Origin of the sequence: Flavobacterium beibuense (assembly GCF_004151245.1) — a bacterium.
GTDB classification, from domain to species: domain Bacteria; phylum Bacteroidota; class Bacteroidia; order Flavobacteriales; family Flavobacteriaceae; genus Flavobacterium; species Flavobacterium beibuense_A.
In genome coordinates, this window is sequence record NZ_JUIW01000006.1 from 134,214 (window position 1) to 151,590 (window position 17,377).

Annotated in this window: 16 protein-coding genes; 5 read left to right on the forward strand and 11 right to left on the reverse strand. The window is 44.6% G+C overall.

The genetic code is table 11. The features are described from left to right. Window positions 1-23 precede the first annotated feature (23 nt). From NU09_RS09590 to NU09_RS09630, 9 genes are all read right to left on the reverse strand, one after another. Window positions 24-1,571, reverse strand: a complete 1,548-nt coding sequence (locus NU09_RS09590; protein ID WP_317125771.1) for a cryptochrome/photolyase family protein — start codon at window positions 1,569-1,571, stop codon at window positions 24-26. Then, entirely contained in the window at window positions 1,568-1,705 is a 138-nt protein-coding gene (locus tag NU09_RS09595) for a DUF2256 domain-containing protein (protein ID WP_129751064.1), read from the reverse strand. The genes NU09_RS09590 and NU09_RS09595 overlap by 4 nt, the downstream gene beginning before the upstream one ends. After that, a complete protein-coding gene (locus tag NU09_RS09600; protein WP_129751065.1) occupies window positions 1,702-1,977 on the reverse strand; it encodes a TIGR03643 family protein in 276 nt (91 codons plus the stop codon). The genes NU09_RS09595 and NU09_RS09600 overlap by 4 nt, the downstream gene beginning before the upstream one ends. A gap of 23 nt (window positions 1,978-2,000) precedes the next feature. Next, window positions 2,001-2,702: an SDR family NAD(P)-dependent oxidoreductase gene (locus tag NU09_RS09605; RefSeq protein ID WP_129751066.1), complete on the reverse strand. Its 702-nt coding sequence runs from the start codon at window positions 2,700-2,702 to the stop codon at window positions 2,001-2,003. Further along, window positions 2,686-3,771, reverse strand: a complete 1,086-nt coding sequence (locus NU09_RS09610) for an FAD-binding domain-containing protein (protein ID WP_129751067.1) — start codon at window positions 3,769-3,771, stop codon at window positions 2,686-2,688. Before NU09_RS09610 ends, NU09_RS09605 begins: the two co-directional genes overlap by 17 nt. 62 nt (window positions 3,772-3,833) lie before the next feature. After that, a complete protein-coding gene (locus tag NU09_RS09615; RefSeq protein ID WP_129751068.1) occupies window positions 3,834-5,513 on the reverse strand; it encodes a DUF4397 domain-containing protein in 1,680 nt (559 codons plus the stop codon). A gap of 118 nt (window positions 5,514-5,631) precedes the next feature. Beyond that, window positions 5,632-7,962 carry a DUF2309 domain-containing protein gene (locus NU09_RS09620; protein ID WP_129751069.1) on the reverse strand — a complete coding sequence of 777 codons (2,331 nt, stop codon included), beginning with the start codon at window positions 7,960-7,962 and terminating at the stop codon, window positions 5,632-5,634. Between the two features lies 1 nt (window position 7,963). Continuing rightward, window positions 7,964-9,433, reverse strand: a complete 1,470-nt coding sequence (locus NU09_RS09625) for a proton-conducting transporter membrane subunit (RefSeq protein WP_129751070.1) — start codon at window positions 9,431-9,433, stop codon at window positions 7,964-7,966. Between the two features lie 111 nt (window positions 9,434-9,544). Further along, window positions 9,545-10,465: a LysR family transcriptional regulator gene (locus NU09_RS09630; RefSeq protein ID WP_129751071.1), complete on the reverse strand. Its 921-nt coding sequence runs from the start codon at window positions 10,463-10,465 to the stop codon at window positions 9,545-9,547. 93 nt (window positions 10,466-10,558) lie between these two features. Here NU09_RS09630 and NU09_RS09635 point away from each other — a divergent pair, with 93 nt between their 5' ends. The 5 genes from NU09_RS09635 to NU09_RS09655 all read left to right on the forward strand — a co-directional run bounded on the left by NU09_RS09635 (window position 10,559) and on the right by NU09_RS09655 (window position 15,619). Continuing rightward, a complete protein-coding gene (locus tag NU09_RS09635) occupies window positions 10,559-12,001 on the forward strand; it encodes an NADP-dependent isocitrate dehydrogenase (RefSeq protein WP_129751072.1) in 1,443 nt (480 codons plus the stop codon). A gap of 150 nt (window positions 12,002-12,151) precedes the next feature. Continuing rightward, window positions 12,152-12,448, forward strand: coding sequence for a hypothetical protein (locus NU09_RS09640; protein ID WP_129751073.1), 297 nt, complete (start codon window positions 12,152-12,154; stop codon window positions 12,446-12,448). Then, the gene (locus tag NU09_RS09645; protein ID WP_129751074.1) at window positions 12,429-13,277 is read left to right on the forward strand and encodes a DUF6671 family protein; all 849 of its coding nucleotides are present in this window, start codon (window positions 12,429-12,431) and stop codon (window positions 13,275-13,277) included. The genes NU09_RS09640 and NU09_RS09645 overlap by 20 nt, the downstream gene beginning before the upstream one ends. A gap of 9 nt (window positions 13,278-13,286) precedes the next feature. Beyond that, entirely contained in the window at window positions 13,287-14,252 is a 966-nt protein-coding gene (locus tag NU09_RS09650; protein ID WP_129751075.1) for an L-threonylcarbamoyladenylate synthase, read from the forward strand. An 11-nt stretch (window positions 14,253-14,263) separates the two neighbouring features. Beyond that, window positions 14,264-15,619: an amidohydrolase family protein gene (locus tag NU09_RS09655; protein ID WP_129751076.1), complete on the forward strand. Its 1,356-nt coding sequence runs from the start codon at window positions 14,264-14,266 to the stop codon at window positions 15,617-15,619. A 931-nt stretch (window positions 15,620-16,550) separates the two neighbouring features. Here the strand turns inward: NU09_RS09655 and NU09_RS09660 are convergent. Further along, window positions 16,551-16,967, reverse strand: a complete 417-nt coding sequence (locus NU09_RS09660) for a single-stranded DNA-binding protein (protein ID WP_129751077.1) — start codon at window positions 16,965-16,967, stop codon at window positions 16,551-16,553. A gap of 208 nt (window positions 16,968-17,175) precedes the next feature. After that, window positions 17,176-17,310 (reverse strand): hypothetical protein, encoded by a 135-nt coding sequence (locus NU09_RS17245; RefSeq protein WP_262708021.1) that lies wholly within the window; start codon window positions 17,308-17,310, stop codon window positions 17,176-17,178. Between the last annotated feature and the right edge of the window lie 67 nt (window positions 17,311-17,377).

Genomic DNA, 17,377 nt, shown 5'->3' on the forward strand with positions numbered 1-17,377 from the left:
TAAATATATTTTTAAAAAAAAATTTATAGACTCTCAATTTGATTGAGGTAACAATCAGCTTTCTCCAGTATAGCTGCTTTTTCTTTTGGAGCCATTTTATCCCATAACCGATATACCATAGCCAGCCTTGGATTGTTTCCCAACTGTGCACGGTTTCGGTCATGAAAATTCCAGTAAAGGCTATTGAACGGACACGCATTCTCGGATGTTTTTTCCTTGTAGTTATAAGAGCAACCATCACAATAGTTACTCATTTTATGGATATAATTGGCACTGGCTGTATAGGGTTTGGTAGCGATAGCACCCCCATCAGCATATTGGCTCATACCACGGGTATTTGTTATTTCAACCCATTGTATGGCATCAATATAAATGCCCAGGTACCAGGCGTCAACATCATTGGGGTGTACTCCGGCCAGTAAGGCAAAATTCCCTGTGATCATCAACCTCTGGATGTGGTGGGCATACGCATAATCCAACGATTGCTTTATGGATTGTTTCAGACAGTTCATTTTAGTTTCCCCTGTCCAATACCAACCGGGTAGGGGATTTTTATGACTGAAAAAGTTTACTTTTTCAAATTCCGGCATTTTAAGCCAGTAGACCCCCCTCATGTATTCCCTCCAGCCGATTATCTGCCTGATAAAGCCTTCGGTCTGGTTTAAGGATATCGTATCAGGATTGTCTCTCCAGGCCTTTATCACAGCCTGTGTTACTTCCTGAGGGGATATCATTTTCGAATTGAGCGAGAAAGAGAGCCTGGAGTGATAAAGGGACCACTGTGAGGATTGCATGGCATCCTGAAATGTACCAAAAAACATGAGGCAGTTATCGGTAAAATGCTTAAGCAGCTCCAGCGACTGCTCCCGGTTAACGGGCCATACCAGTTGTTCAGGGTTTATTCTGCCTATGGTCTTTATTTTCGCTTTTGTGATTCTGCTGTGTTGATCAGTAACGTCATTATGGAAAACATAAGGAGGTATTGCGTTGTGACTTTTAGGGATTTTTTTTCGGTTCTCACTATCAAAATTCCACTGACCTCCCTCGGGCTCACCTGCGCTGATGAGTACGTTGTGCTTTTTTCTCATTTCCCTGTAAAAGCTTTCCATGAGAAGTGTTTTTTTATCCTGAAAGAAATTTGCCAGTTCTTCCCGGGTAGTATAAAAGTGTTCGGTATCAAAGGATTTGTAACTAATGTCAAGTTTAGTGCAAAAATCAGAAAGCTCCTTATCCACACGGTATTCATCCGGATATTGGTATTCAAAGTTCCTGATGTTGTATTTTTTAATCAGAGCGCTGCAATTACCTGAAAAAGTATTTTGGTTATCAGTATCATCCAGCCTGATATAGACAATGTTATGGTTCTGTTTCTTAAGCTCGAGGTAAAAGTTTTCCATCGCAGCAAAAAAAGCAGTAACCTTTTGAATGTGATGCCATACATAATCGGTTTCGGAACGAACTTCCATTAGTACATACAAAACGGTATCATCAGTGGTTTTAAACCATGAGTGATTTATATTTAACTGATCGCCAAGTATAAGGCGTAAGGTATGATAGTTTTTTTTCATCATTTGTTTTTGCTGCACCTTTTACTGCAATACTTCACCTCGTCCCAGTTCTTTTCCCATTTTTTTCTCCAGGTAAAAGGACGGTTGCACACCGTACATGTTTTAACGGGCAGATTCTGTTTTTTTACTTTTTTCAACGCTTTGAAATTTTATTGCCGGTCAACCTTTGTGGGGTACATTTAAAACGGTTAATACCGCTGCTGCGTTTTGCCGCATGCTTGGTTTTGCAGTTTTCAACCCTTTTTCGCCATAGCCTGTAGCTGGAGAACTTCAGGTGGGTTTTCATAAAGCTTTTCACTTCATCTTCCCTCAGGCCGAACTGATGGTAAATCGCCTCAAAAGGCGTTCGGTCTTCCCAGGCCATCTCTATTATTCTGTCGGTATCCTCTTCTGAAAACTTGTTTTTCATCCTTAATAATCCGTTTACTTGTTTTATTTTATAATGGTTCCCATTCCTCCGTTAATCCCGAAAACCTGTCCGGTTATCCAGGTAGACTGTGTAAGGAGATGATTTGCAAACAGTGCGATTTCCTGTGGTGAGCCAATATTTTTTAACGGGTGCCTCTGTTTGTTAGCTTCAACTTTTGTTTCGTTGTTCAGTAATGCCTGTGCCATTGGAGTATCGGTAAGGGAAGGGGCTATGGCATTTACCCTGACATTTGGGGATAACTCCGCTGCCAGAGCGCGTGTCAGCCCTTCTATAGCCCCTTTAGCCATAGCGATACTGGCATGATAGGGTAGTCCTGTTTGTACGGCAACGCTGCTAAATAACAGTATTCCTGCATTTGGAGTGCTTCTTATATTTTTTATATAACTTTTTATAAAAGTAAATGCCCCTTTTGCATTAATAGCGAAATCACCATCTATATCGGCAGTAGAGATTCTTTCGATTGGTTTGAGGTTAATACTCCCGGGACAATATATTAAACCTCGGGCCCGCTCTCTTATTTCCGGTAATTCTTCATCTGATAAAAAATCCACGGGCAAGTGCCTGTAATTGGGATTATTTTTTAACTCTCCTTTTGTACGGTTCAATCCATATACTATATTGTCTTTTACTAACAGTTTGGCAAGCTCCAGGCCAATACCGCTACTGGCGCCCGCAATTATATAGGTGTTAAGCGAAGTATCCATGATAAAGTTTTTTTACTGTTTTAAGGTATTTTGAATAAGAGCCAAAGCTTTCCGTCACATCATCAGCTAACCATTCCCTTTGTTCTGTCACGGCATCTTTGTAATTGAATAACGGATGCTCTTTTGTGATAAATGTGTTGTTGTACTTTTCTTTCAGGTCATTATATTCACCAACATAGACCTGTATGTTTTTTATGTTACCGGAGAGCTGTAAAATAAAGTTCAGTACTTTTTCACTTACCGGGTATTTTTTAAAATGCGAAGGTTCCAGCAGTAGAATGCGGTTTACCTCTTTATCAGAATGCCAGGTCGGATCCAGGTTATAGGAATTGTAAATGAGTATCGGGGAATCACTAATATTTAAATCCTGATTTTCAGGGAGCAGGGTAGTAAAGCTTACATTGCTGCTTTCAGAGAGTGCTTTTATGCTGTTTACTTTTTCAAGCTCCTGATACGAGTAATCTAAAAAAGTATCTTTTTGCGATGTTCCGCAAAACCTGTTAATATTTTCCTGGTTAGCGATGTATTTTTTCCGGTTGCGCAAACCGTAAACCCATTGCCAGCTGTAATAATTACTTGCCACATCCCCGTCCAGCAGGTGATAGTACATCCACTGTGCCGGTGCGTAGTAGTAATAGCCCGCCATGTTGCAAACAGCAGCCGTATACATCCGTACATGATTGTGCATATAACCTGTTTTGTAAAGTTCTGCAATACTAAAATCTATTGCAATTATACCGGTTGATGCCTGCATTAGTGCGTTAGGCAGTACCTGCTCAGAGTTTGAGGGGAGGGACAGAGGGCTGAAAACGTCTTTATTATTTTGCAATAATCTTTGAAAGTACTCCCTCCATAAGAGCTCTTTTAAAAATGTTTCGGATTCCTTAGCACTATATTTATTCCGTATGACGGCATAAATAAATTTTGTGCTTACCACACCTCGCGAAATATAGGGCGAGAGTAGTGAAACAGCGCCATTAGTATAATTTCTCGTTTGGGAATATACTACAGGATTTATTGCAGCTATTCGATTTACTATTTCGTTATATTTTTGGGAGAATACCACCATAGTAGTAAAAAGAGTACCATACCTCTAGAAGTACGGTACTCAAGGTTCAGAATTAAAGTGTACTACCTTTTAACTATTATTTTTTGTTCACTGGTTGTGCTTCCGTTTGTTGACTTAACTATATAAATACCTTCAGAAAGCCCTGATACATCTATAGTGTTACCTGTTGTGTTTACTACCTGTCTTCCAAAAGCGTCGTATACGCGGTGAGTAAGGTTTGCAGTAAAGTCATATCCTGTTATGGTAATGTTATCTGCAGCGGGGTTTGGATATACACTGATTCTTTTTGTCTCAAACTCATTAGTATTTAAGGTTGTAAGTGGTAACTCAAGCATGGCTCCTCCTGCACTGGTGGCTGCCCATAAGCCAAAAGACGGACCATCACTGTTTGCCGAAGGGTCTAAAAAACCGCTTGCCAATACCGTCAGGGATTGTCCTTCTAAATCCAATGTGCTTAATGGCGCCTGATAGGAGGCCACAATTGTTTCACCGTCTGCTGTTGCTATGCTAATTATGTAATCGGCTGTAGGCAGCTCTAAATAATCATTAAAGTTGCTGTACTGTAAATCATCCACAATGGTACCTGCACCAACAGCCTGCACATCAACAGTAGGGGCATCGGTTGCTCCATGGAATACTAATATATCGGTGTTTGTTTCCATAGTTGCCGTCTCCCTTGCCATAGGGTAGACAAACAGGCCAAAAGGTTGAGAAGGGCTGTATCCTGAATCGCTTACAATTCCGTTTGCTACCACGATATATTTCTCATTTGCTTCCAGGGTAACATTTACGGAAAATATGTTGTCTTCAACCGAATTACTAGTTGAGGGTGCAATACTTAAAGTTATTTCTTCACCTGCCGGTGCATCAACAAAAGGAGATGCTGTCCTGAATGCAAAATCATCCAGCAGGAGAGTTTCGTTAAGGTAAACATCTACAGTTTGAGCGGCAAGGTCGGCAGCATTGTGAAGCACCTGAACACGCGCTGTCTGATTGGCAAGGGGAAGTTCAATCAGGTCCCCGCCTTCAGCAGTAGCTACCCATAGTCCAAAGGCCGGGCCCTCACTGTTCATAGAAGGATCAAGAAAACCACTGGCCAAGACAGTAAGTGCTGCACCTTCAAGATTTAGGCTTGCTAAAGGCACCTGGTAAGAGGCTACCACCGTCATCCCTGTCTGGTCGGTTACATCAAGAGTATAGTCAGCGGTAGCCAATTCAAGATAACCGGAACTGAATGAGGGGTAGGAAAGGTCGTTAACAACGGTGCCGGCCGGAACACTGGTTTCAACAGCATCCACAGCAGGAGCATCCGTAGCCCCGTGATTTACCAGTATATCGGTTCCGGCAGAGAGGGCCGTTTCACGGGCACCGCTGAAAACAGAAAGTTCAAAGGGCTGGTTTGGACTGTAACCGGTACTACTGACAATACCATTAGCCACCAAGATGTAGGTTTCGTTTTCGGTTAGTGTAGTGTTTAGTGTGTAAATACCATCAGCAGCAGAAGAACTGTCACCAGGCGCCACCACTATGGATATTGCCTCACTTGCAGGGGCATCAACAAAAGGTGTTGCGGTCCTGAAGGCAAAGTCATCAAGAAGTATAGTACCATTCAGGTATACATCAACGGTCTGTGCGGCAAGATCAGCACAATTATGAATTACCTGTACACGGGCTGTCTGTGCCGTCACACAATTGAGTACTAACAAAAGGAATGCTGTTAGAAAATGAGTAGTCTTTTTCATGACATATAGGTTTTTGTTTAATTATTTTCAAATTTAGTTAAACAAAATTTTTCTAAAATAGATGTTAACATTTAAAAGCTAATAATTAACTATTGTTTAATCAGCGGATTATGTCTTTTTAATAGGAGTGGATTGAAACATGATGTTCAGGCGCTTCCGATGTCTGCTCATCGCTATATGTTGTAATACCATTGCCGCTTTGAGGATCCATCACCAGCAAACTGATCCATTCATTCCTAATAAGGGTATTCAGTTTTTCATTTCTTTCCAGAACTTTCCGTATGGACGCGGCAGGGGCCTGAATCACTACGCAGAGGCGCAAGGGAGCATGATAGATTTCACTATCCGAGCTGTTTACCGACTGTAACGGCAGTCCGCCTTTAAGGTCACCTCCGTTACCCTGTACCACACCGAATTTTCCCGTAACATTGTGCGTAATTTTAGTGCCCCCTCCAAATTTTTCATTGTCTACCGTGGCAAAGTAGTAATGATTGTTAATCCATTGCGTTACCACCATCGGTCCCTGCATGATTGCTTCCAGAGCTGTAGCATCAGGGTCTGACTTCCAGTGGTAGGAGTGAAGGAAACACTGACTCTCAAGATTTATATTCCTTGTCAGCGCTCTTGGACCGATTATAAAACCGGCGTTTTTGGCCAGTCCCCATTCCGGCCTAGTTTGCGACCAGTCCCTGGCATTCAGCAATGCCATGTTACTGCTGTGTTTACCATGGCCCAGCCTTTCGGCAGTTGCCTGTAAACGGGCTCTTTTTAAATCGGCTTTTAGCTTAGCGAGATGTGTGCTTTGGCCGATAGTCAGCGGGGTGTCAAAGAGCGTAATTTCATCGGTGACGGTATTGTGCTCTCCCGCGATAAACACAGTGCTGTCGGGGATTGTGACATTATGGTCCTGCTGCAGAATTTTCCTTACCGTTGGCAGGTTAGCCAGCTGCGCAAGCATGCGGGCATTATGCCTGCCCGGGCTGGCTGCGCATGCTCCGCAATCAAGACTGGAAGCGAAGGGGTTATTGGAAGAGTGGCTCCCATGGCCTATAAACAGCACCAGAGGCGAAAACGTTGTCCACCCCATGAGATCAAAGGCTGTTTTTACCATTATGGATTGCTCTTCTAAGGAGATTTCCCCCGTGCCTGCGGGTTTAGCAGGCAGCAGTGCAGGGGTACAGCAATGTTCTACTGCGTCCTGCTTCCTTTTTGACCGGAGGCTTACCCCTTTGAATAAACTTCTCACAAGCAACAGTAGACCATAAGCTAACCCTGATGTCTCAACAAAACCGAAAGCTGAGGGGAGCAGGTTCTTCATTCTTTTAAGAAAATACTTTTTGAAAAGGTTCCTTTCTGCATTGTTTTGAAACGTGTGAAAGTCTGCTACGCTTTCATGGGCAGGCACTTCCGTTACGTTATAGGCTGAATTTAGTATTGGCGGACATGATTTGCTGACAATGCCGGTTGTCGGCTCTGTATAGTCCATTGCTATCCCGAAAAAACCAGCATATCCAAAGGTTTCATAATTGCCCGTGGCTTCAATATGCCGCCTTATTAATTCGGAGCGGGTATCAATGCAAAAAACCATTTGCGCATCGGGCAATGCCTGTTTTTCAGCCTCAGCAGGTTCCTGAAGTGATAATTTGCTGATTAGTCTGTCCTGCCATGATTTCTCCCAGGCCTGCAGCCAGAGGTATTGGATAGTGTAGGAGGATTTGATTGCAGCGATCTCATTTTCTGCAGGTTTTATTTTTGCTCCTGTATGTACCGCTGTCCATAACCGCACCGCAAGATACTCCCCGAGCGTTATGGGGTAGTGTTGCTGCCAAGGTGAATCGTTTTCTGTCCTGAACTTGATATATCCGGCCCAACCCGGTAAGGCATTAAGCTGATATTCGATAATTGCCTCATGTTCCTCTTCAGGGTAGGCAGCAAGCGCAATAGTTATTGCCTCTTCAGGGCTGTGCGGAATGGTCCCGTTTTTATGGCAGCCCGTTTCTTTATCATACACAGCGAGCTTGCGCCATGCGTTGTAAAACCCTTCCTTTTTAAAGGGCATTTCCCATTCCGCAAGACCTTCGTCCATAAAGGCCATCAGGTACTTACATACTACCCTGTCCAGGGTTGCATTTTCGTTAACGTGATATTTATCATGATCGCTAAATGATTCAAGTATTTCTCCGGCAGGCCAATCGATACCATGCTCAGCAAGTAACCCTGATATCTTGTCCTGATCTATTTCTCCCTGTTCAAAAGCCCTGCGAAGTATTGCGGGATTGGGCAGAAGATCGCCGCCCGATAGCATTTTAGACTTCATAACCGCATCAAAAAAATGCAGATCTTCATGTCCTGCCAGGGGATTGGAAGTTACAAAAGAGTACAATGGCCATGTAGTCCTGATACTTTTTGCGGCATTGCCAATTGACTGTGAAATAGTTTTGTTCTTCATGTTAGCTTTTTTTGTTGATTACGATTGTTTTTTTGTAGGGTTGGGTTGCGTTCAGTAGTTGTATGTACAGCCAGGGAACTTTACGATAAAGTTCCAGCTTCATTGCAAAATACCCTGCGATAAACAACAGTCCGAAAACCATATGGGCAGCCCCGAGAGGCTGCGGAACCGCGGCCATTGCCATCTCAGACATAACGGCCGTTACGCCGTTGTAAACCAATGCATAGAGTGAAATTCCCGAAACAAGCAGGAGCAGGGGTAAAGTAAACTGCAGCCACCTGGAAAGGCTGGCTTCTTTTACGATATTGTAAGAAGCCTGACTTACTGTAATTGCGACAATCATGGTAAGGAAAATACTACTGTCTGCAAGTGCGGTTTTATGGGTAAGTAAGCCGAATAAAAGAGCACCGGCAACTCCGGTAAGTATAATGTAGCATCCCTGCAAGGGGGAAATTCTTGCCGAAAGCTGCTTTTTAGGGATTCCTCTCTCTATTTCTTCTCCAGAGGAAAGGAACAGATAAGCCTTGTAAAACCCGTGCAGTATCAGGTGTGCTACTGCAGCGTTAAAGAACCCCAGGCCGCACTGCATGATCATGAAGCCCATCTGTGCTATAGTAGAACAGGCGAGTTTCTGTTTTATATTTACCTGGATCAGTTTTGCGAACTGTGCTGTTACCGCCGTGATACCTCCCAGAATAAAGAGGAGCGAAAGCATGTCAGCGGCTAAGAAAAGCGGGGCCAGTAGCGCTAGTAAAATTCCGGTGCCGTTGACAAAACCGGCATGCATCAGTGCGGAAGCCGGTGTAGGTGCTGTCATTGCGCTTAACAGCCAGCGGTGAAAAGGATAGACGGCAGACTGTATGCCGGCCGCTGCAAAAATCAACAGCCCTGATAACCACAAAGCATATTTGGGAATTGCCATAACCCGGCCCATCGCACCGCTGATGGTAGCTTCAAGGGTGTTAAGGTATATAATTAAAAGCCCCAGTCCCAGAAGTGCCGTTCCCAGCATAAAGAACCGCAAGGCATAGTGCCCGGCCTGTTGCGCTTCGCGCCATGTGCTGTCACTACCTATTAATCCTGCCATAAAGATGCCCATACACAGCCAGGAGAGAAGCAGGAGTAAGAAATGGTCCGATGCTACAAAAAACAGCACGGAAAACACAAAACCGAGGCTCATTGCCGAGAACCCCCCCTGGTTTTTAAATCCTTTGAGGTAGTTTTGCGCAAAGGAGCTGACTATAGCCCCGAACAGGGTTACTATGCACCATAACAAAAGCGTAAAGGCTGAAATATGAATGCCGACTGCCCAGTTCCATTCGGGCCGTTCTTTGAGATAGTAAACCAGCGCTGATGCACTAAAGAGAAACAGCAACCATAAAAGTGGGGATACTGTTTTTGAAATTAGCGGCACGCCTGAATTTTTTGCCCCATAGTTGTGAAGGCTTCTTTCAACTGTTTTTAAAACCATAATTAGCATATTTTAATTATGGTGCAAAGTTTTAAAAATTAAAACATATATTTTTATTTATGTTTGTAATGAAATGCATAAAATAATTTTATATATAAACTACCTTATCATTTAGTATTGTTCGTACCAACCAAACTTTTCTGTTATGATACGCTGTTTGTCTTCCTTTAAAAATTCAAGATAGGCTGAGGCAGCGGGAGAATGATTTTTACCCTTCATCCAAATCAGTGTCCACTGCGTAGTAATAGGCAACCCTTTTACGGGAATAATCTGAAGCTCATTATTTAGTAGTTCATTTCGGATACCTATCAGTGGCATAATTGAGTAGCCCATTCCAGAAAGTACAGCCTGTTTAACAGCTTCATTGGATTTCAGTTCCATTTTTTTCAGAAAGCGAATCTCATTCCGGTTAAGATAATTCATCATAGTTTGCAGAGTACCGGACCCTTCTTCCCGGAATATGAGCGGAAGTTCATTAAATATTTCAGTAGTATTATCCTTATGGAATGACCGTTCTGTATTACCAACCAGATAAAGTTTATTTTTAAGTAATTCCATCTTTTCTGTTTCAAGTTTAGGCGGCAGCACCGATACGAGCGAAAAATCGACTTCATTCCTGCTCAAGCTTTCCACCACCTCGCGTTTATTGGTTACATCCATAACCAGTTCCACTTCGGGATGAAGTTTAAGGAAATCGGAAAGAAAATAGGGCATAACATATTTACCGGTGGATACAACGGAAATTTTTATTCCTCCTGTCAGGAGCCCTTTATAAGCAGCTGTTTTATAGTTAATGGCATATACCTGTTCAATTATTCGTTCGGCTGACGCCGCTATTTCTTTTCCGAAATCAGTAATATAAATTTTTCTTCCCACCACTTCTGTCAGGGGCATGGCAAACTGCGCCTGGAAATTTTTCAGCTGAATGGAAACTGCCGGTTGGGTAAGGTGGAGCTCTTCAGCCGCTTTGGTAATACTCAGGGTTTGGGCAATTTTAAGGAAGATCTGTAATTGGTTAAGGGTATAGTTCATAAAATTATTTAATGATAACTATATCAAATATAAATAAAAACTTATGAATTACGCGAATTAGTTTTGTACCGTATAACAAGTAATTCATAAGCAATGATCAAGAAAAAAATCACTGTAGCCAAAGGCGATGGTATCGGTCCGGAGATTATGGAAGCCACATTACGTATTCTGGAGGCTGCCGGTGCGCAGATAGAGACCGAAGAAATTGAGGTGGGCGAACAGGTATACCTTTCCGGTAATACCTCGGGAATCAGCAGAGCATCCTGGGATGTGGTACGAAAGAACAAAATTTTCCTCAAGGGGCCCATCACCACTCCTCAGGGCGGAGGCTATAAAAGCCTTAACGTCTCTACAAGAAAATTCCTGGGTTTATTTGCTAATGTTCGGCCATGTAGGAGTTTTGCCCCTTTTGTCAGGACCAGGCATCCTAACCTTGACTTGGTAGTTATACGTGAAAATGAGGAAGACCTCTATGCGGGAATTGAGCATCAGCAGACCGATGAGGTAGTGCAATGTCTTAAACTCATAAGCAGGCCGGGATGTGAAAAAATAGTACGCTATGCCTTTGAATATGCCAGACAAAACGGTCGCAGGAAGGTAAGTTGTTTTACTAAAGACAATATTATGAAACAGACCGACGGGTTGTTCCGAACGGTCTTTAACGAAATTGCCGGTCAATATCCGGAAATTCAAAGTGAGCATATGATTGTTGATATCGGTACAGCTAAGGTAGCCGATACCCCGGAGGATTTTGATGTGATTGTTCTGCCGAACCTCTATGGGGACATCCTCTCTGATATTACAGCCCAGATTGCAGGCTCAGTGGGGCTTGGGGGCTCTTCCAATGTCGGTGAGGAATGTGCGATGTTTGAGGCTATACATGGGTCAGCGCCCGGGCTTGCCGGCAAGGATATCGCTAACCCTTCGGGGCTGCTTCACGGGGCTATTATGATGCTTACCCATATCGGCCAGCCCGATGTGGCACAAAAGATCTATAATGCATGGCTGCGTACCATCGAACAGGGCGTCCATACCTATGATCTTTATCACGAAGACACCAGCACACATTTGGCGGGTACTCAGGAATTTGCCCAGGCCATTATTGCCAATCTTGGCAAGGAACCCTTAACTGTACAACCCGTTCGGTTCCATGAAGCGGGGCCTATCGTTTTACCGCGTTATATTCGTGTTCCTGCCCGTCAAAAAGAGCTGATAGGGGTTGATGTTTTCCTTCACTGGCGGGGCAGGGATCCCGAAGAGCTGGCAAAGGAATTACAGGAAATCAGGCAGCAGGCCGTGTTTCTGTCGATGGTGACCAACCGGGGAATTAAAGTATGGCCGGATGGTTTTAAGGAAACATTCTGTACCGATCACTGGCGTTGCCGTTTTCAGGTAAGTGAAGGGGCTACGATGGTAAAACAACATATCGTTGATTTGCTTCGAGGCGCGGACGAACAGGGACTGGATGTAATAAAAACGGAAAACCTTTACAGTTTTGACGGTGTACCGGCCTATTCACTGGGTCAGGGACAGTAAAAAAATAGGAATGGAACATATACAGCCAATTATTTCGGATCACTACCTCGCTGCGATGATCCAAATGGCCACACCGGCTCTCCTGATTATTGGGCTGTGTATGGCCACAGCACGTATTCTTTTAAAAATCAACAATAAAAATAATTTAAAATGCAAAACGAAAAAACACCGCAAAAATTTGTACTGATTGACGGGACCTTTACTCCCGAGGAAGCAAAAGAGGTTATTACCAACCTGCTGGAATTCAAAGTGCAGTTTCATAACAGGGAAAATTTCAGCAGTGAAATCAGACAGGGTAAAGGGAATGAAAAATCGGTACAGCGCAGGGACCAGTTACTGAAAACAAAAGATAATTTTACTGATTTTATCGCCGGAATTCCGTCTGGCCAGCCCTTACATATCCAGTCTGTAATACATATCGAGTTGGATGTCTGCAGCGCTATTTGAGAACCGGAAGCTTCTCATTGTTACAAAGCATGGCAAAGAAGCCGTACTGGCTCCCAAGCTTGAGAAAGCCTTAGGGGTAAGGTGCATTGCCGCATCTTCTTTTGATACCGATACCCTGGGCACCTTTTCAGGGGAAACGGAACGCCCGGGTGATGCGCTAACAGTACTGAGGACGAAATGCAGGAGCGGAATGCAGCTGGAGGGATATGATCTTGCCCTTGCCAGTGAAGGATCCTTTGGCGCGCACCCCACCATCTTCTTTGCTACTGCCGATGAGGAACTGCTGATGCTGATCGACACCAAAAATAACCTAGAGATAACCAGCCGGGTTATTTCACTGGAAACTAATTTTAATGCTACTGTGATCCATAACCGTTCGGAGCTTGAGAAATTTCTGGAGCTGTGCAAGTTTCCTTCCCATGCGGTACTTCTTAAAAAATCGCCGTATGATTGTACGGATATGGTAAAAGGAATACACGACCACAGCACGCTTTATGAGGTGTACGAAAGGCTTAAAGATAAAGAAGGGGCCGTATATATTGAGACAGACATGAGGGCTATTCATAATCCCAGCCGGATGCACGTAATCGGGCAGGCTGCCGATAAGCTGATAGAAAAGATAGCGAGCTGCTGTCCCGAATGCGCCTGTCCGGGTTTCGGAATGACTTCAGCCACAGCCGGGTTGCCCTGCGCCGCCTGCGGCCATCCTACTAAGTCCACCCTGTATCACACCTATTGCTGCCAGAAGTGCTTGCACGCTGAAAAAAAATGGTATCCCAGAGGAATCATAAAAGAGGAACCCGAATATTGCGACCTCTGTAACCCCTAAATTTACTATATGCCTGAAATTATAACAGATACTGCCCTCGCCCGGGAAGCCCTTAATAAAGGACAGCTCGTAGCGATACCCACAGAAACCGTCTATGGCCTGGCAGGTAATGCCCTGAGTGAAAATGCTGTTAATTCTATTTTTGCAGCTAAGGGGCGACCGGCTTTCAACCCTCTTATTGTACATGTAAGCGGTATTGATGCTGTCGGGGAGATCGCACAAGGGATCCCCGCGACGGCCACCCTGCTTGCCAAAACGTTTTGGCCCGGTCCCCTGACCCTTGTACTGGATAAAAAGGCCGGGGTTCCGATGGCGACAACAGGAGGTCTAACCACAGTCGCGGTGCGGGTACCTGACCACAGGCTGACGCTCAGCCTGCTTGAAAAGCTGGATTACCCGCTTGCCGCTCCCAGCGCCAATCCTTCAGGGCGTACAAGCCCAACCTGCGCGGTACATGTCAAGGATTATTTTGACACGGAATTCCCTTATATCCTTGATGGGGGCCGATGCCGCAGCGGCGTAGAGTCTACTATAATAGGTTTTGATAAAGGACAGGCGGTACTCTACCGGCATGGTGCTATACCTGCTGAGGCTATCAGTAGCGTAACCGGAAGATTAATGGTTAACTATCCTGAAAAAAAGGAAAAAAATCCCTGTGCCCCGGGTATGCTTTCACGCCATTATGCCACAACAAAGCCTTTATTGCTATCGGGAGATCCGCTTGCGCTGGCCACTTACCTGGCTCCTAAAAAGGCAGGAATTCTTTTTTTTAGGGACAGTGTACAAAAGAACGTCTGTGCCGTCAGCAGGACCCTTTCTCCCTCGGGCAGTCTCTCAGAAGCCTGCCATAACCTTTATGCCTTCCTTCACGAACTGGACCGGCAACCCGTTGATCTGATCATTGCGGAGGAGATACCGTATCGAGGCCTTGGAACTACTATTAATGACCGGTTGCGCAGGGCAGCTAAAAAATAAAAAATGAAGCTATGAATACCGTTATCCGAAATATTACTGTAGTCAATGAGGGGAGGGAAGAAGTGAATGATGTTCTTATAGAGGGAGAGAGGATTGGAAAAATTGCTCCCGCAATTACTGTTCCTAACGATACAATCTGCAAAGAAATTAGGGGAGATGGCCTTTTTCTCCTGCCTGGTATGATAGATGCCCAGGTTCATTTCAGAGAACCGGGTCTTACCTGGAAAGGAACTATTTATTCGGAATCAAAAGCAGCCCTCGCCGGCGGGATCACTTCATTTATGGAGATGCCCAATACCCGTCCTGCTACGATGTCCCTTGAGCTTCTCGAAGAAAAATTTACTCTTGCATCCAACTATTCCTGGGGTAATTATTCTTTTTTTATGGGACTGACCAAGGAAAATGCAGATCAGGCGTTACGGATAAATAACGCCACGGTCTGTGGGGTCTCTGACGACGGACTGTATTTTGATTCCCTAAATAGCCTTATGGCCGATCATCCCGATTATCTGGAGCGCTTTCTCAGACGCAGCGGCTCCCTGGTAGCACTGCACAGTGAGAAGAGCGGTATTATACATAAAAATGCGGCCTACTACAAAAGTTTGCAGTCTTCAGGGGAAGATGCCAGCCTGCACAGCAGGATCCACAGTACGGAAGGCTGTGTCGCCGCAACAAAAGACATTCTTAACGTTGCCTACAGTACCCGGGCACGGGTACATTTGCTTCACATCTCTACAGGGCAGGAATCGGCATTATTTGATAATGACATACCGCTCCCGGAAAAAAGGATAACAGCGGAAGCCTGCCTGCCACATCTGTACTTTAGCCAGGACGATTATCCATCATTGGGGCACCGCATCAAATGGAATCCTTCGGTTAAAACCCCTGCCGATAGGCAGGCACTTTTCATGGGCCTGCATAGCAGCAGGCTGGATTTTATTGCAACAGACCATGCGCCGCACCTGTTAAGTGAGAAACAGGGTGACTGCTTTACCGCCCTTTCGGGAGGCCCACTGGTACAGCATGCCCTTCCAGCACTGGTGGATCTTATGCATCAGGGAAAAATTTCCATCAGGGATATTGCCAGGTTCACAGCCCATAATGTTGCCGAGGCGTACCGGGTCCAAGAGCGGGGTTATATCAGAGAGGGATATTATGCGGACCTAATCCTAGTGGATGCCCTACAACTGACAAAGGTCGGTAAGGACAACCTCTTGTATAAGTGCGGATGGTCACCTTTTGAAGGTAAATCATTACGAGGCGCTGTCGTCGGAACATTTGTAAACGGTAACCTGATGTTCTGTAAAGGGAAGCATAGTCAGTTCCGCGCCGGTCACCGGTTGGCGTTTTCTAAAATAAGACATTAAGAATATTTGACTACTAAGACAAAAGCTTTCTTTCTGGGATTTTGATATGAGGGAGGCCCCTGCCGAATTAAAGGATTCTTCCAGTGTAGTGGATCGGGTGACCAGTTCGATAAGCTTATTCCTTTTAGTGATACAGACAGGAATCCGGACTGTAGTACAGAAGCCAGGCCCTGATGTCATTAATGGTTTCAGCACTATCGACAGTAACAAAATATATTTGTATCACTTCGTTATTACTATTTTATAGCAAATCATCCATAGCGACCGGAACCGAATTGACAATTACACAATCTAATTATGATGAAGAAAAGGCTAAGCACTCTTCTGAAAGCTGGGCCGTTGTGATAGAGAGACTTAAGAAAATAGTAGAAGAAACTAAGTAGAGGAATAATTACACCAAATATAAAGAACAGCATAAAGAGTAATCTCGAAAAAAATACTTTAACTGTGAGCTTGAAATAGTCAAAACCATGAACTGGGGATGGAAATGTATGTAGTGTCTGATACCATAGAGGTTAAGGGAATACGTCCTAAAAGAAAAATATCAAACGTAGCCCTTTGGTCTCGTACTTTATACCATCCCCGCGGACCGCAATGGCATCGAAGAAGGTTAACGCATCGGCATTCCGCACGATTCTTCAGTCCTTATCCACCGTACGTAAAACGGCATTGTTGTCGCAGTGTCACGTATTGGTTGGGTGCGGCAAAATCAGGCCCTTCCGCACCAGTCTTAGAAAAAAGCGGTGCCTTTCCCACCTGGTAGTCCAGTCCCGCGAAAGCGATTGCCTCCCTTGAGATCGGGTAGCCCTTTATCACTTTGCCCGAGGCTGTGCTATACAGGCTGCCTACTGCTGAAAAAGGAATATTTTCCTGTGTTCTGGTTGTAATTGATATTATGTGCCATGATTCACTGTTTTAAATGAATGATTGATTAAAAAGGAAGGTCGTCGTGTTCGCTTTCCTGTCTGTTATTCTTCTCCTGAGGACTTACCACTACGGGCTGGTGCACCTCGATATCTTCAGTGTCCCGCCTGCTGCTAGCAGCTTTAGCATGGACCTTTATTCGTGAGGCAATATAACTTAAGCCTGCCTTCGGCTGTCCTTCCTTGTCCGTCCAAGCCCTTGCGCTTACCCTGCCCGTAAGTTCTACCAGTGTTCCTTTTGTCAACATTGTTGCTACCTTCGGGCTTATAAAGTAGCTGCAGTCAAAAAAGGTGGTCTGCTCGATGTATTCGCCCTGCCTGTTGCGGTAACCGTCGTTGGCAGCTACTGAGAAATTCACTACCTGCTTTTCATTGTTCAGGGCACGCACCTCGGCGTCCCTTGTCACTCTTCCGATAATGTTCATAATTCATACTTTTTAAATGATACCTGTCTTATCTTCTGCCCGTCGCTCCATCGGTAACAGTCCTGCCTCGCTTCGCTCCGCGTAACTTTTTCCAAAAGAAAAACCGGAAAAAAGAAAGCAGATAAACAAGCCGCGCAGGGAGGGAGAGCAAAAGGAAACGGAATAAGTCCCGCAGGGTGGGTCTGGTGAACGGTAGGGAGCAAGGCCATTATGCCGTAGTCTTTTGTTTTACCGTTAATCCCTGTGCGGCATATATTAGCTGCCTTTTTATCGGTTTCGTACTTGGAAAAGTTCTTTCATTGTCATCAGCAGACCGGGTTGGTATATCCGGTCGCGCAAGCATACAAATGTCAAATCCTTTTTTTGGGATTAATGAGCCGGTCTATCCCTGATTTAGATAGAAATTCAGA

What these genes read in the sequence shown, in the direction of transcription:
- NU09_RS09590 (WP_317125771.1), bottom strand. Translation starts at nt 1,571, where the DNA reads ATGATGAAAAAAAACTATCATACCTTACGCCTTATACTTGGCGATCAG.
- NU09_RS09600 (WP_129751065.1), bottom strand. Translation starts at nt 1,977, where the DNA reads ATGAAAAACAAGTTTTCAGAAGAGGATACCGACAGAATAATAGAGATG.
- NU09_RS09605 (WP_129751066.1), bottom strand. Translation starts at nt 2,702, where the DNA reads ATGGATACTTCGCTTAACACCTATATAATTGCGGGCGCCAGTAGCGGT.
- NU09_RS09610 (WP_129751067.1), bottom strand. Translation starts at nt 3,771, where the DNA reads ATGGTGGTATTCTCCCAAAAATATAACGAAATAGTAAATCGAATAGCT.
- NU09_RS09615 (WP_129751068.1), bottom strand. Translation starts at nt 5,513, where the DNA reads ATGAAAAAGACTACTCATTTTCTAACAGCATTCCTTTTGTTAGTACTC.
- NU09_RS09620 (WP_129751069.1), bottom strand. Translation starts at nt 7,962, where the DNA reads ATGAAGAACAAAACTATTTCACAGTCAATTGGCAATGCCGCAAAAAGT.
- NU09_RS09625 (WP_129751070.1), bottom strand. Translation starts at nt 9,433, where the DNA reads ATGGTTTTAAAAACAGTTGAAAGAAGCCTTCACAACTATGGGGCAAAA.
- NU09_RS09630 (WP_129751071.1), bottom strand. Translation starts at nt 10,465, where the DNA reads ATGAACTATACCCTTAACCAATTACAGATCTTCCTTAAAATTGCCCAA.
- NU09_RS09635 (WP_129751072.1), top strand. Translation starts at nt 10,559, where the DNA reads ATGATCAAGAAAAAAATCACTGTAGCCAAAGGCGATGGTATCGGTCCG.
- NU09_RS09640 (WP_129751073.1), top strand. Translation starts at nt 12,152, where the DNA reads ATGCAAAACGAAAAAACACCGCAAAAATTTGTACTGATTGACGGGACC.
- NU09_RS09645 (WP_129751074.1), top strand. Translation starts at nt 12,429, where the DNA reads ATGTCTGCAGCGCTATTTGAGAACCGGAAGCTTCTCATTGTTACAAAG.
- NU09_RS09650 (WP_129751075.1), top strand. Translation starts at nt 13,287, where the DNA reads ATGCCTGAAATTATAACAGATACTGCCCTCGCCCGGGAAGCCCTTAAT.
- NU09_RS09655 (WP_129751076.1), top strand. Translation starts at nt 14,264, where the DNA reads ATGAATACCGTTATCCGAAATATTACTGTAGTCAATGAGGGGAGGGAA.
- NU09_RS09660 (WP_129751077.1), bottom strand. Translation starts at nt 16,967, where the DNA reads ATGAACATTATCGGAAGAGTGACAAGGGACGCCGAGGTGCGTGCCCTG.
- NU09_RS17245 (WP_262708021.1), bottom strand. Translation starts at nt 17,310, where the DNA reads ATGCTTGCGCGACCGGATATACCAACCCGGTCTGCTGATGACAATGAA.